We start from the raw sequence: 13,181 nt of genomic DNA, 5'->3' as shown, positions 1-13,181 counted from the left end.
TCCTGTCGGGTTGGTCGCACTTGTTAGTTCCATCCTGTCGACACGACGGCGCAGTTTCCGTTCAGCACAACCCATACTTTGTCCCCGACGTATTTGATCGTGTCCTCGCCTTTGCGCTTGTACCGCTTACCGGTGCGGTTGGCCTGGGCGATGGCTTGGTCCATCATGTCTTCGGAGATGCCTCGTGATTGTGCTTGCTGGCGGCCGTGGTTGGTGAAGCTGGCCACACTGTTGCACAGCGCGATGAACGACAGATCCTCGCGCGCGACCACCGCCGCCGATGTGCCCGTACCAGACGACGGGCTTGCCTGGGCTGGTGCGCCCGTGACCACTATGGCCCCCGCTACCGCGATAATGGCGGTCGCGGCCCATTTCATGATGTGCATCGGTTCTCCCCTCGTTCTTCCACACCAACGGTGTGGAAGTCCCTTCAACGGCTTAGACGCCGCGAAGGTGGTTTCGGTTCCCTCGCAGTGGATATCGGTACGGGCCGGGCTCCGGTCGGGTCCAGTAGGTGGAGTGGTCGACGGTGCCCGGTTCACGATGGTGCGGGGCCTCGTCGTCGCTGCGATGAGCGTCTACGGTCGATGGAGCTGGCCTACTGCGGCATACGCGCTCAGCTCCCACGCCGCGCGATGTCGTGGCGTGGAGACGGAAAGTCGGGGCACCCCGTTGTCGTCGCTGTCACTGGGCGCGGGTGTCCATCGGTGCGGGGCGATCAGACCGGGCGCGAGGAGTTGGTACCCGGCGAGCATGGCCGTGATCTCGTCTCGTCCGCGTGGGTGATACGGGATGCCCACGCCGCTCAGGGTTTCGGCGGCGGTCTGGATGTGGTGGGGATAGAACTCGTCGGTGATGTGGGTGAGCACGAGCCATGTCCCGACCGGGAATCGGTCGGCCAACGCGGCGAGCACGGCGGGGGCGTCGCTGATCAATTCCGCGGTGCCAGAGACACACACCGCCAACGGTGCCGTCATGTCCATCACCGTGGTGATATCGCCCATGATGGCGTCGGTGTCGGTGATGTCGATGTCGGTGAAGAACCGGGTAGGCGGTTCGTGCAGCATCGCGCGACCATGAGCGGCCACGACGGTGTCGCAGTCGACGTACAACGTCCGGGCGGTGCTGTTGTGTTGTTCGGCGATGTCGTGGATGTTCGGGGCGTGGGGCAGGCCGCACCCAAGTTCGACGACCTGGGACACCCCGTGATGGTCGGCAAGGTATTCGACCGCGCGTCGGGTGAAGCGACGGGATTCGGTGAGCGCGGGCCTGATTGTGCTGCTCGACAGGGCCTCGGCTAGCGCCTTGTCGGTTTCGTAGTGGTCCTTCCCACCGAGGAACACGCTGTGCAGGCGTGCGGGAGTGGGCTGGTATGGGTCGATCAAGTTCGGTGGGCGGGTGGTCACGGTGGGGGCTCCTGCCGCGTCGTGTGAGACGGAAGGCCCCCGACCAACTCCGGGTGTCCGTGGCGAGGGGCGCACGGTCTGGGGGTTGGTCGGGGCCTTCCGGTGTTGCTGGTCAGTGGGTGGTGTGGGTGCTCCCGGAAGCCGGTTGGGCGGCCTCCGGGAGCGTTTCCCCACCCTCGAACCGGCGCGGCTCGGGGGTTGTCGCCGGTGGTTCGAGGTATTCAGGTGGTCTTGACGTCGCGGCCGTGCCCGTGGCAGGCAGTCGCTTACGTTGGTGCGGATCGACAAGTTTTGTGGACCCCGGACATCGCCACATCGCCGGGTACGAGTCCGGGGCCGCCTTCGCGCGTGCCGTGGTGAGGGTGTCTCGGGCCTCACCGGGTGCGAAGGTCATTCAATCGGTCGGGATTTGCCTACTAACTGTGCAGGTCAGGGCAGTAAAGATAGTTGCTCATTGGGAAGTCGCGGCAGTCCGACACAGTGACCCGAATCGACTGCGACGGTGCAGGGTCGGCGGGCGGCCATGTCTTGCACGAACACCAACGCAGCCGTCAGGCACGCAGCGAAATCCATTCGGACACTAACGAATTGAATCGTGAGGTGGATATCGGGTTCGTCGGGGCACGGCGACAGTACAAATAGATCGGGATTCGGGTGTGGCACGGTCGGTGTCCTTCCCGGCGAGGTCAGTAGGGACCGTGGTTGCGTGGCTTGGCCGCGTCCAGGACGTGGCGGACGCACGCCAGGACCGTGGCCCCGGACGGCCGGAAAGGGGTGGTCGCGGGAACTATCCACGTTCGGTGGGCGTGGTGGTCTGGGCTCGGGGTCGGCAACACGATGTTGCCGTCGCGGATCACGACGACGTGCGCGCGCCAGAGTTCGGCGAGCGCGGCGGGGTCACCGATCGGGCGCATGTCTGCGGTACGGACAAGGTAGGACCATGCTCGCGCGCGCGGGTGGCCGATGGTCGGGCACGGTCCGATGTTGCGGCGGTGCAGCTCGACCTTGACCCGTTGGGCGAGGTCGGTCGGCATCATGATCGCGCCAGTGGATCCGGCTGTCATCATGATTTGGCCTGTCACGGTGTCTACGAACGTCGGCAGGCTACAGATTCGCCGGTAGAACATGCTGCGTGTCAGCGGCGAATCTTGTATGGAGGCCGGGCTTTTCACGTGTGCCATCGTTCACCCCTCGGGTGAGGTGCCAGGAGTCGCGGTGGCGATAGCGACGATGCGGTCGATGTCGGTGACTTCGCAAACGAAACCGGCGGCCTCGAGTAGGTCGGTGAGTTCGCCGACCGTGAGCGGCCATTCGCCGTAGGTCGAGAGCAGCCCAACCGCCTCGGTATGGGGCAGGTGCGGGTAGAACGTTTCGGCCACTGCCGCCCGCATTGCCTCGACCGACAACGGCGGGTCGGGCTGGATCTGGTCGGCCAGGATCAACATGCCGTCTTCGCCGAGCACGCGCCGCAACTCCCGCAACACCGCCAACTGTTGGGTGGGCGGTACGTGGTGGAGGGTGAACGTCGACACAACCAGATCGAACCCGCCGTCATCGAACGGTAGAGCGCACAGGTCGGCGTAGACGAACGACAACGACCCGCGAGCTTTGTGGGGTGCGTGGACTCTGGCCTGGTGCAGCATCGCCGGTGACAGGTCGCAACCGACGATGTCGGACTCGGGGTGTAGCCCCTGGATCAGCCGTGCCATGGTCCGTCCGCTGCCGGTGCCTGCGTCCAGTGCGGTACAGGGCCCGGTGGGCAACTGCCGCGAGATCTGTTCCAACACCTCTTCGCGCACAGGTGCTCGGGTGAAATCGGTGTCGAACCCGTCCGCGCGGCGGTCCCAGTGTGCCTCGCGCGCTTCGATTCCCGGATCGGCGGTCGGGGTGGTGTCGTATTCGGTACTCATGGCTGGGCCTCGAGATCGATCGGTGGCTGTGCGCCAAGGTGCTCGGCCAGCAGGGCCGCGAGTCGGTCTCTGGCGGTGGTGAGGTCTGCGCGGTCGCGGCCTGGGCCTGCGTGGATGATGAACAGTGCGTCGCTGGTCTGCGGGGTTGCTTTGGACTTCTCGCACTGGCGGACCTCGAGGCGGCACAGCACGTCTTCGTGATCGAGGTAGGCGTATTCCCCGGCGGGCACCGGTACGGGTTCGGTGGCACCGAGGGGGACGAATCGTTCATGTCCGGTCGTCATCGCCAACCGCACACCACCGGCGATCGCTGCCAGATCGTGTGCGCCGAACGCCAACCGGGTTTCTGCCGAGACCAGGTTGTAGATATCGACAAGCGGGTTGATACGGGGCAACCGTCCGGCGCGGTGCAGCAACCGCAACAGTGTTTCCGGCGCGGCGACTTCACTTTTCGCGGCCTTGCCGACCTGGGCGTGTACTGCCCGGAAGGCTTTGAACTCGGGTTCGGTCTTGAGGGTCTTCGGGTCGGTCGCGGCGAGTATGGACTTCTCCGAGGTCTCGATCTCGTGGTTGAGCGCGGGGCTGGTCTCTGCTGGCACGCTGATGCCGGGAACGACGAACGCGATGGCGTAGATGCCGAGATCGCTGACCTGTGGATCGATGCTGAACGACTTCATTTCGTCTCCTCGTCAATTGGATGAAATGCGTTGCAAGGGTTGATCAATCGTTGATCGCGTTGCCTGGTCGCATCGTCTGCGGGTGTGGCGGGCGCTGTTGTGAGCCACCCGGCTTCGCGCATCGCGTCGAGCGTTCCGAGTAGTTCGGGCACTGACGGGGGCGTGGACGTGACGGGAAGGTAGCTCATCGCGCGGCCTGCCTTATCGGAGGGTTCGGGCGTTGCCGCGTCGACTGTGGCGGCGGTGTCGGAATGGAGCACGGTCAGTTCGCGTGCCAGGTCTTCATCGTTCATCAGATCTCGCCCGGTTCGAGCTGCCCGACCGATTGGCTTGGGGACATGATCCCGCGCTCCACCAACAGCGCGAACGCACACCGCTTCGCCGGGCACCCTTCTCGGTTGCAGACCCGATGCTGCCGCATCAGAATGCGGGCATAGTCGACCGTGATCGGTCCGCGCGGTGCCGCATGGTCCAGGACCGGCGACGGGCGGCCCTCATCTTCGTGCTCGCTGTTGATGCGGTCCATGATTTCCTGCACCGTGACCGCGTTCGCGGCGGTGCGCGGCTCCGGCATTCGCTGCTGCTCCGGCTCCTGAATTTCGCGCTGTAACCACATGGTGACCTCCCGAGTCCTGTGGTGCTCGTAGTCCCCTACGGCGGGGGCGCAATGTGTGATGAAAGCAACCCGCCGTGGAGGTAAGACCATGATGTCTCAGCGCAAAAGCCTGAAGGGACAAGAAATTTGCTCCTTGTAGCCATACGTTTGGCCCCTCGTGCACACTTGACGTGTGGTAGCACCCCAGGTTGACAGGACCGCATTCGCTGCGCGGCTCAAAGAGGCTCGGAGGCTGGGCGGATACACCCAAAAGTCGCTAGCCCCGGTCGCTCACGTGTCGCTCTCGCTGCTGAAAAAGGTGGAGCGTGGAACCGCGAACCCGACACCGGCGTTCATTTCGGCCGTCGCGGGCGCGCTACGCGTCGCACCCACTGACCTCACCGGGCAGCCCTACGCGCCTGTCGAACCCGAAGACGCCGAAGCGCATTCGGCTGTGGCCGTGCTGCGCATCGAGCTAGCCGCCTACGATCTCGACAACGACCGGGTGATCGAACCTCGCCCGGTCGCCGAATTGGAACCCGTCGTCGCTCAGGTGTGCAAATGGCGGCGCGCGGCTAGCTTTCACAAGCTCGGCGATGCGCTGCCCGCACTCCTCGGCGAACTCCGCGCTGCGGTGCATCGTTGGTCGGGCTCGGACCGGGACCGGGCGTTGGTGATGTTGTGCGAGTGCTACTACTCGGCGCATTCGCTCGCCTACAAGCTGGGGTACAGCGACCTATCCGCCCTCGCCGTCGACCGGATTGGTTGGGCGGCAGGCGAAGCAGGCGACCCGCTGTGGTTGGCGGTGGCGCAGTTCCAGCGTGGCGCGATGCTCACCAGCGGCGGCGACTGGAACGCTGCTCTCCAATTCCTCGAACGATCCCGCGCCCAGATCGAACCCCGGTTGGGCGTCGGCCACCGTAACGACCTCATCGCTTGGGGTGGCTTGCACCTGCAATCGGGTTTAGCCGCTGCACGCTCAGGTCGTCGTAACCTCGCTGACGACCACCTCAGAGAAGCGACCGCGACCGCGCTGCGGCTCGGCGACGACCGCGACAGCATCCTGTCGTTCGGTCCGACGAACACTGGCATCTGGGGAGTGGCGCTCGCTGTGGAGGCAATGGAAAGCGCAACAGCTCTGGACCGTGCACGGTCGCTGGTGATTCCAGCGGGGTCGCCATCGGAGCGCGTGGGGCACCACTACATCGACCTGGGGCGGGCGTTCCTGTTGCATGGCGATCAGCGGCGGGCGTTCGATGCATTGCAGACGGCGCGCAGGATCGCACCGGCGCAGACCCGCTATAACCCGATGGTGCGGGAGACGACGCGGCAGATCGCGCGGGCCGACGCGCGAACAGTCGACAGCGTGCATGGGTTCGCGGTGTGGTTGGGAATCGCGGACCGGATCTAGGCAGGTAGACCTTTCGCGGGCCCGTCGTTGAGGAACTCGACGCGGGCTGACGCAACGTATTCGCTGCGGCCGTCGAGGAATGCGCGGGTGTGTGGCTGGCGTTCGTGTTCGTCGAACGCTTCACGGTCGCGGTAGACCTCGTAGAAAAGGCGCGACAGCGGGGCGTCAGCGACGGGGTGTGTGGAGTAGACGAGGGTGCCGGGCTCATGCTTGACGATCTGAGTGACGAGCTCGGACACGGTGACGTCGAAGGCGTCGGCGGCGGCCTGGTCGTGGAGGTCGAATCGGACGACGAGTGCGAACATGTCCCGACGGTAACGCAATCGGGTTGGTGACATGCATCTTGGGGGGTGGCCCCCGGTCCACTGGGGACGGAACTCCGACTAGCGCCAGCAAGTTCGAGCGTCTTGCGGTGGATTACAAGTCGACTTCGTAGCCGGTGTCAGGCTCCCAACCGGTGTGTTCGAACTCGTCGTCGGCGGTGTCGGCCTCGGACCAGTCGGCGAAGGTGTCGCCCAATGCGGCATCTACGGCGCTGGTAATAGTCTGCGCTTGTGGGTCCGGTTCGTAGGCGGTCGGGTCGGGTGCGTGCTGGGTGGTGATGTCGGCGGACTCGGGCGCAGCGGCGGCGAGGTCGGTGTCGGTGATTTCCAGTCGTGCCCAGAGTGCGGCGGCGGGCATTTCGTCGGGTAGTGGGCGGGCGCCGGCTGCATTGGTGAGCTGGTCTTCTATGTCGAGGCCGGCGCGGGCGGCGGCCTCGATGTTGGTGGCGATGATCGGCCAGGTGGGGTCGGTGCTGATGCGGGGGTCGATGCGGTCGACGGTAGCGGCCCAACGGTGTTGGGGTAGGCGGGTGTTGCCGTCGACTTCGAGGATGCGGCGGTGCAAGTGTTGTTGGTGCGCGCGTTCGATCGCGATGTATCGGGCGGGCCCGGTCGGGCGGGGATCAGCCTCCGGGACGTGCAACCCTGCACGCCAAATGGCAAGGTCTGCAACGAGTTCGGGATCGGTACCGAGCAAGGGTCGCGCCCATTTCGGGGCGGTTGCGGTGGTCCAGGCGCGGGCGGTATTGCTGATCTGTCGGGCGAGTTCGGCCACGATCCGTTCGCGCGCTTGTACGGGCACGGTGTCGTTGTCGGCGGTGGCTGTCTCGGTGGGTAGTCCTGGCGTCCATGCCAGCGGTCCGGGTCCGGCGGAATGGTTACCGGTGGGGTCCAGTCGCCAGTCCAGCACGGCGGCGGGGTCGGTGACGGTGTCGAGTTCGCGGGCGGCGATGGCGGTGCGGAGTTCGGTGATCGGGTCGGCCCCGGATAGGGCGAGCATGGCGAGGTGTTGGCGCAGGACCGAGTAGGCGGGGCTGTCGGTCAATCCGGGTACGAGTTGTTCGGCGATGTGGTCGATGGTGTCGAGTCGTGTTGTGCCGATGGCGTTTTCGGCGGTCATGCCGAGTGTGTCGAGGTAGATGTCTACTGCGCGCCCGATCCGGCGGGCGGGGTCGAGTGCGTCGCGGAGTTCGGTGTGGGCGGAGGTGCGTGCGCCGTCGCGGTCCAATACGTGGTGTAGGTGTTCGACTGCGGTGCGCGGGTAGTGCGCGGGCACGGTGTAGATGTCGCCCTCGTCGCCGTCGAGCGCGGTAGCGATGTAGGCGTGGTTGGCTTGGCGTCCGCGTGTCATCGCGACGTAGAACTGTTGGCGTGACTCACGTCCCGACATGGCGACATGGCAGGAATCCGCGGTGATGCCCTGCGCGGAATCGATGGTCGCGGCATAACCCAGGTGCAGGTGTTCGTTCACGTACTCGCCCGGCAACCGCACCACCGCGTCGGTGTCGCGACCCTGCACGCGCCGTACGACGGTGACCGCGCCGTCGGAATGCACTTGCCGGATGGTCCAGGAGTAGCCGTTGCGCACCCAATCACGCGCGCCGACTCGCAAGCGGGGGTCGTTGCGGCGGGTGCGCACGATGTCACCGGCCGAGGCCACCAACCTGTCAGCAAGGAACACATGCGGGTCGGGCGCACCGGTCGCCGTGATCGCGGGAGCGGTGCGCGCGATCCGGTCGGCGCGTGCGCGCACGTTCAACGCGCTCACGATGTCGTGAGTTGGTGCGAGCATGACCGCGTCCCACCCGTGGGCGATGTCGGCGGCCCACGCTCGGTAGGCGTCTGCGTAGACGGTGCCGAGGTGTCCGGCGTGGATGCGGCCGTTGTCCAGATACCAGGCCAATGCGAGCGGGTCACCCTCGCGTAAGCCGGTCGAGGCCAATGCTTCGCCGCGTTGGGCGAACCGCATCACCTCGGTCAAGGTCGGTGCTTGCTCGGGTGCGGCGTGGGTCATGTCGGCATGGACGCCACCGGCATCGATCGCCGAGAGCTGTCGGTCGTCACCGATACAGCGCACGGTCGCACCGCGCCCGGCCAGATACCGCAGCAACTGGAGACGTTTGGTGGTCGGCAAGGTGACGTGTTCATCGACGATCACCAACGTGGTGGTGTTGATATCGAGGACCCATTGCGGCAGAAACGGCAGGTTCTCGCTGGCGTTGTCGGGGCGGTGGGCGTCGATGACGTGCAGAAGTTTGTCCACGGTTTCGGCGCGGGTGCCGATCGAGTCACCCAGCACGGACGCGGCGGCGGCTGTGGGTGCCATCCCGAGCACGGTTCCGCCGCCTGATTCCCACGCGGTGGCGAGTACTTGCATGGCGGTGGTTTTGCCGGTTCCGGCGGGGGCGTTGGCGGTGTGGACACGCATTCCGGCGCTGGCGAACGATTCGATGACCCGAATCTGACCGGGATTCAAGGGTTGGTCGGGGTGGGCGGTGTTGTAGGCGTTGACCGCGTTGAACACCAGTTCGGGGCTCAAGATGAGCCCGCCGGGCTCGACGGAGAGCGCGATCAGTTCGGCTTCGGCGGCCAAGGTGGATTCGGTGGTGTAGATCTGGGAGTTGGCGCGGGTGTGGATCGGGGTGCCGTCGCGGCGACGCAACCACGCCGGGACCGCGCGTAGGTCGGGTTGTTCGGTGACGTCGGGGTCACCGCGTGCGACCGATGATGACGGCGATAATGCTTGTGCCAGCACCTTTTCGGTCGCGTCGGCCCATTCCGTGGGGGTGATGTTCCCGCGGATTTGGCGTTCGACTTCGGCCCGGAGGTTGAATTCACGCCAGGTCGCGCGCTTGTCCGACACTGCGGCTAGGGCTTGGTCGGCGAGGTGGGTGATGAACGCGTGATCGAGTTCGCGGCGCGGGACGTGCGGGGCGGCGAGGGCGCGCACGAAAATGTCGTCTACCGCGTCGGGTCCACCGAGCAGCGTTTCGGCGTCCGCGCGCCAGAGCGCGCGTTGTTCGGTGCGTGAAGCGGGCGCGTGTTTGCGGGGGCGGGTTTCCAGGGTCGCGCGTTGGCCGAGGTCGTGGACTTCGCCGGGGGTCGGTTCGCGTCCGAACGTTGTTTGGAATGCGGCGGTGAGGGTGTCGAGTCGGTCAACGATCACGACGGTACGTCGCGACCAGTGGTGAATCAATGACAGGGGAACGCCGACGATTTCGCGGACGCGGACTTGGTGGATGTTGCGGTCGGGGCGGGTCTCGAACCGCACCCCGATCGAGGTTTCCAAATAGTGCTCGAGGCGGGTGTCATAGATTTCCGACACCGTGACCACCGCTTCATGGACCACAGTGCCGTTGACGGTGCGCCACTTTCCGTCCTCGGTCCGCACCCGATTCGCGACCAAAACATGGGTATGCAGGTCCGGGTCACCCGCGCGCGAATCGCGGTGATCGAACGTCGCGGCGACCGCTCCTTGCACGTCGACGTGTCGAACCCCGTTGCGACCCAACCGGGTGAACAGCGCATTGTTCTCCAACCACGACAACGCGTCGGTAATCGCGGCACGGTGAGCGGTCTCGATCTTGTGCGCAAGCTCCGGTGTCGCGATCGCCCACAACGCCGACACCGACTTGACGGGGCTGAACGTGAAATCGAAACCGGCCACCGCTGTACGGTCCGGGCGCGAATTCTTTGCGACCCATCCCGACAGTTCGCGCGGGTCCAACGGGCCGCGTCCGTACTCGGTGGTGAACATTTCGGTGGCTACGTCGGTGCGGATCTGTGCGCGTATCGGGTCGGGAATGTGGGCGGTGACGCACTCGCCATGGCTGGTGTTGTAGTCGCGATATGCCTGGGCGGTGGCGGCGGGGAACCCCGAAGTAGTCGAATAGACGGCGAACTTGTTGCCGAGTTTGGTTGCCATCTCAGCCAATCGGGCGGCGTAGGCGGGACGCACCCCGGCCGCGAGATGGTGCGCTTTCACACGTTCGCGGACCTGATCGGCGTTCGGGTGCATCCCGGCACCGAACAGAAACTTCATCTGTTCTTCGGTGACTTCCTCGCCGGGGGTGATCTCGAGGTCGGAAAGTCCGCTGCCGTGCCAGGTTCCGGGGGCTTCGCCGTGCTCGTTGTAATAGTCGGACAGCGAGGCGCGCCCGCGCGCTGTGGTGTCGTTGGCGGCGGTGTTGCGCAGGTAGTACTCGTAGCCGTTGCCTGCGGCGACCTTGTGCATGGTCGCGACCATGCCTCCATGAGACACCCAAAACAGGCAAATTCAAGGCGGCCTAGTCTGTGAATCCTTGCCGCAGACAGCGTTTCCGCAGGACGTTATCAACTCGTTACCCTGAGATGAAAGATGTCTGAATGTGAAGGAGGGAAAAATAGGGGTAGGGGGTATATGGAAATAAGGGTGAGTTTAGTTGTGGGGGTGGGGCATTGATGGGGTGGGGTGAGATGTTTTGCGGGGGTATGGGTGTGAATGGGATGTATTGGGTACCGATGGGATGGGGTCGGTAGGGGCTGAGGCGTTGAATCCGGCGCACGGCGCGGCCGGACGCCGCTCGCGCGCGACGGCACCGCCCGGACGCAACTAGCGGTACCGAAATTTGCACACTTTGCCGACCTTCGACCAATGGCACACTAGAAAGCGGAAGAGCCGCGAGATCAGGGGACAAATCGACAACCGAAAAGGAACACAAATGTCCCTCCACAACAGAAAAGTTCGTCCACACACCGGCAAGTCCGGCGTCTCTCAGTCGGGCCGACCTGACGAGCAGGCTCCGCCGGACTCCGACTCCCCGGCAGCCTCGGCACCGGCCGACAGTGCGGCCACCGATGGCGCGGACTCCGATACCGCAGGCCACAACAACACCGACAGGCACGGGCCCGCGCTGATCGGACCGACCAGCGAAGCCACCCGCCGCTGGGTCGCCGAAAGTCGGATGCGGCAAGGGCTATCGCCTCGCATCACCGATCCCGTCGTGCTCGATTCACTGGCGCTGTTCCTGCGCAACGCGATCGACTCCCTCGACCGCGACCACCGCCGCCGCCGCGACATCTGAGGCGCTCACAACGCACGCCAGACGATTTCGACTGAGGACTTGTCGAAACGCCACACGCGCCCGTTCTGGTCTTCCCACTTCGCGGCGTAAATGTTCGCGGGCCGCACGATCACTTTCTCGATCACGCGGGCGGCGGCTTCGTGCCGCCACCGCGAACCCTTAGTGGTCCATGCCTTGCGCAACTCACCCGGTGTGGAACCGAGGTCGGCCAACACCGCCAGCGCCTGACTCGAGCGCAACGAATCCTGCTCGGCACGCAAGTTCTTCAAGCTGGCTTTGAGTCCGGTGATGGTGCGGTCGATAACCCGCAAGTCGAACTCGTCACCGGCACCGGACAACACCTCGGTGCGGCGGTCGGCCTCGGCGTCCAAGTTCCCTGCGGTGGTCTCGATCCGTTTCTGCAACACGGCGATCCGCTCGGCGTTGTCGTTGCCGCGATCCAACCGGGCGAGGATCTCGGGGTTCTCGTACTCAGCGATCACCGCTTGCCCCACGAACGTCTCCAACGCGTCCGCGTCACGGAACACCCGCCCGCACGCGCACGCGACGTTGAACCCGTCCTTGGACCGGCACCCGTAGCGGCGCTGAACCACCGGGGCACCGGTCTTGCGCTTGCGTTCCAGCGCTGAGCCGACCAACCATCCCCCGCAATATTCCCCCGCGCGGTCGGTGTCGTCTTTCCACGTGCCGCCGCACTCGGCCAACCCGGTCAACCAGTAGAAGGCATTGCGTTGGCGTGGCCGGTCGGGGTTCTTGGACCGGCGGTGCGCGGTCACTGCCGCGCGCATCGCGTCGTGTTCGGCGCGAGTGAAGATCGCGGGCCACTGCGCACGATGACGGGTGCCCGTGCGCTCGTGGAAGCGAATGCCGTTGCCTTCGGGATTGTTCAGGCACTCGCAACGGTCGCCGTTGGCGTCGGTGTGCTCGCCAAGGTCGTAGGTCACATAGGCTTCCAACAGCAGCAATTTGGAAAGCTTGCCCACCCGCCACCGATCACCCTCGGACGTGGTCACACCTCGTGTGTTCGAGTCGGTAATGATCGCGGTCTGTGTCTCACCGTTGATCAACCGGTCACGGCCTTCGCGCAACACCGCGACTTCCTCGTCTCGCAACGCGCACCGGTCCAGGATCTCGGCACCGGTGATCGGGTGCGTGCCCGCGACTTTCCCGTAGCCGAAGCGGCGCGAGCCACCCTGCATGACACCCTTCGCGGCTTCCTCGCTCATCCGCTCCAACAGGTTCTCGGTGTTGACTTCGCGGTACTCGACCGCCTCGGCTACCGCGACCATGAAATTCTTGCGACCCGCACCGGTGGTCAGGTCGTAGTCGGTGGCGTTGACGAAGCAGTACCGCACACCCTCATCGCGACCCAGCTTCATCAACTCGTTGCCCAGGTCATAGTCACGGGTCAACCGGGACACGTCACGAGCAAGGACGACACTCGCCGGACCACCGGTGGCCAACCCCAACACTTCCCGCAACGCGGGGCGGTCCGCGTCGGCACCGGACATGTCGTTGTCGCAGAAGATCCGCGCCAGCGCCAGTTTCTTGCGCTTGGCGTGCTTGACCTGGTTTTTCGCTTGCAGGTGCACGCCTTCGGCACGGTCCTTCTCATCACGGGAGATACGCACGTAGCCATACACCCACTGAGCGGGGTCGACATCGGCCACAGCAACGGCCAAAGCCGCATTGATCTCGGTAAGCCAAGCGGGCTCTACCTGGGTCTTTGTCTTCGATCGCGTCATGTACCAATTTTATGAGAAGGAGTGCATAACGGGTACCTTCCTGGACTCAGC

Annotated in this window: 12 protein-coding genes; 2 read left to right on the top strand and 10 right to left on the bottom strand. The window is 65.1% G+C overall.

Annotation, left to right across the window (positions count from 1 at the left end; genetic code table 11):
• Nucleotides 1-23: 23 nt before the first annotated feature.
• From ACFWUR_RS15150 to ACFWUR_RS15120, 7 genes are all read right to left on the bottom strand, one after another.
• Nucleotides 24-386, bottom strand: coding sequence for a hypothetical protein (locus tag ACFWUR_RS15150; RefSeq protein ID WP_378907065.1), 363 nt, complete (start codon nucleotides 384-386; stop codon nucleotides 24-26).
• 192 nt (nucleotides 387-578) lie between these two features.
• Nucleotides 579-1,406, bottom strand: coding sequence for an SAM-dependent methyltransferase (locus ACFWUR_RS15145; protein ID WP_378907063.1), 828 nt, complete (start codon nucleotides 1,404-1,406; stop codon nucleotides 579-581).
• 686 nt (nucleotides 1,407-2,092) lie between these two features.
• Nucleotides 2,093-2,473 (bottom strand): hypothetical protein, encoded by a 381-nt coding sequence (locus tag ACFWUR_RS15140; protein ID WP_378907061.1) that lies wholly within the window; start codon nucleotides 2,471-2,473, stop codon nucleotides 2,093-2,095.
• 117 nt (nucleotides 2,474-2,590) lie between these two features.
• Nucleotides 2,591-3,316, bottom strand: a complete 726-nt coding sequence (locus ACFWUR_RS15135; RefSeq protein ID WP_378907059.1) for a class I SAM-dependent methyltransferase — start codon at nucleotides 3,314-3,316, stop codon at nucleotides 2,591-2,593.
• Nucleotides 3,313-3,993: a B3/4 domain-containing protein gene (locus ACFWUR_RS15130; RefSeq protein WP_378907057.1), complete on the bottom strand. Its 681-nt coding sequence runs from the start codon at nucleotides 3,991-3,993 to the stop codon at nucleotides 3,313-3,315. The genes ACFWUR_RS15135 and ACFWUR_RS15130 overlap by 4 nt, the downstream gene beginning before the upstream one ends.
• Nucleotides 3,990-4,286, bottom strand: coding sequence for a hypothetical protein (locus tag ACFWUR_RS15125; RefSeq protein WP_378907055.1), 297 nt, complete (start codon nucleotides 4,284-4,286; stop codon nucleotides 3,990-3,992). The genes ACFWUR_RS15130 and ACFWUR_RS15125 overlap by 4 nt, the downstream gene beginning before the upstream one ends.
• Nucleotides 4,286-4,609: a hypothetical protein gene (locus ACFWUR_RS15120; RefSeq protein WP_378907053.1), complete on the bottom strand. Its 324-nt coding sequence runs from the start codon at nucleotides 4,607-4,609 to the stop codon at nucleotides 4,286-4,288. The genes ACFWUR_RS15125 and ACFWUR_RS15120 overlap by 1 nt, the downstream gene beginning before the upstream one ends.
• A gap of 172 nt (nucleotides 4,610-4,781) precedes the next feature.
• On the opposite strand from ACFWUR_RS15120, the gene ACFWUR_RS15115 reads away from it, so the two are divergent.
• Complete coding sequence (locus ACFWUR_RS15115; RefSeq protein WP_378907051.1) at nucleotides 4,782-5,999, top strand: helix-turn-helix domain-containing protein; 1,218 nt, start codon at nucleotides 4,782-4,784, stop codon at nucleotides 5,997-5,999.
• On the opposite strand, the gene ACFWUR_RS15110 is transcribed toward ACFWUR_RS15115, so the two are convergent.
• Nucleotides 5,996-6,304 carry a putative quinol monooxygenase gene (locus tag ACFWUR_RS15110; RefSeq protein WP_378907049.1) on the bottom strand — a complete coding sequence of 103 codons (309 nt, stop codon included), beginning with the start codon at nucleotides 6,302-6,304 and terminating at the stop codon, nucleotides 5,996-5,998. The genes ACFWUR_RS15115 and ACFWUR_RS15110 overlap by 4 nt on opposite strands.
• Nucleotides 6,305-6,416: 112 nt before the next feature.
• Nucleotides 6,417-10,568 (bottom strand): MobF family relaxase, encoded by a 4,152-nt coding sequence (gene mobF, locus ACFWUR_RS15105; RefSeq protein ID WP_378907047.1) that lies wholly within the window; start codon nucleotides 10,566-10,568, stop codon nucleotides 6,417-6,419.
• Between the two features lie 454 nt (nucleotides 10,569-11,022).
• Here mobF and ACFWUR_RS15100 point away from each other — a divergent pair, with 454 nt between their 5' ends.
• A complete protein-coding gene (locus ACFWUR_RS15100) occupies nucleotides 11,023-11,385 on the top strand; it encodes a hypothetical protein (RefSeq protein WP_378907046.1) in 363 nt (120 codons plus the stop codon).
• Nucleotides 11,386-11,390: 5 nt separating this feature from the next.
• Here the strand turns inward: ACFWUR_RS15100 and ACFWUR_RS15095 are convergent, their stop codons facing one another.
• On the bottom strand, nucleotides 11,391-13,130 hold the full coding sequence (locus tag ACFWUR_RS15095) for a recombinase family protein (protein WP_378907044.1): 1,740 nt from the start codon (nucleotides 13,128-13,130) through the stop codon (nucleotides 11,391-11,393).
• Nucleotides 13,131-13,181 lie beyond the last annotated feature (51 nt).

Source organism: Nocardia sp. NPDC058633, assembly GCF_042717045.1.
Lineage (GTDB): Bacteria > Actinomycetota > Actinomycetes > Mycobacteriales > Mycobacteriaceae > Nocardia.
The sequence above is the reverse complement of the archived record's forward strand: the minus strand, read 5'-3'. Positions and strand labels throughout refer to the sequence as shown.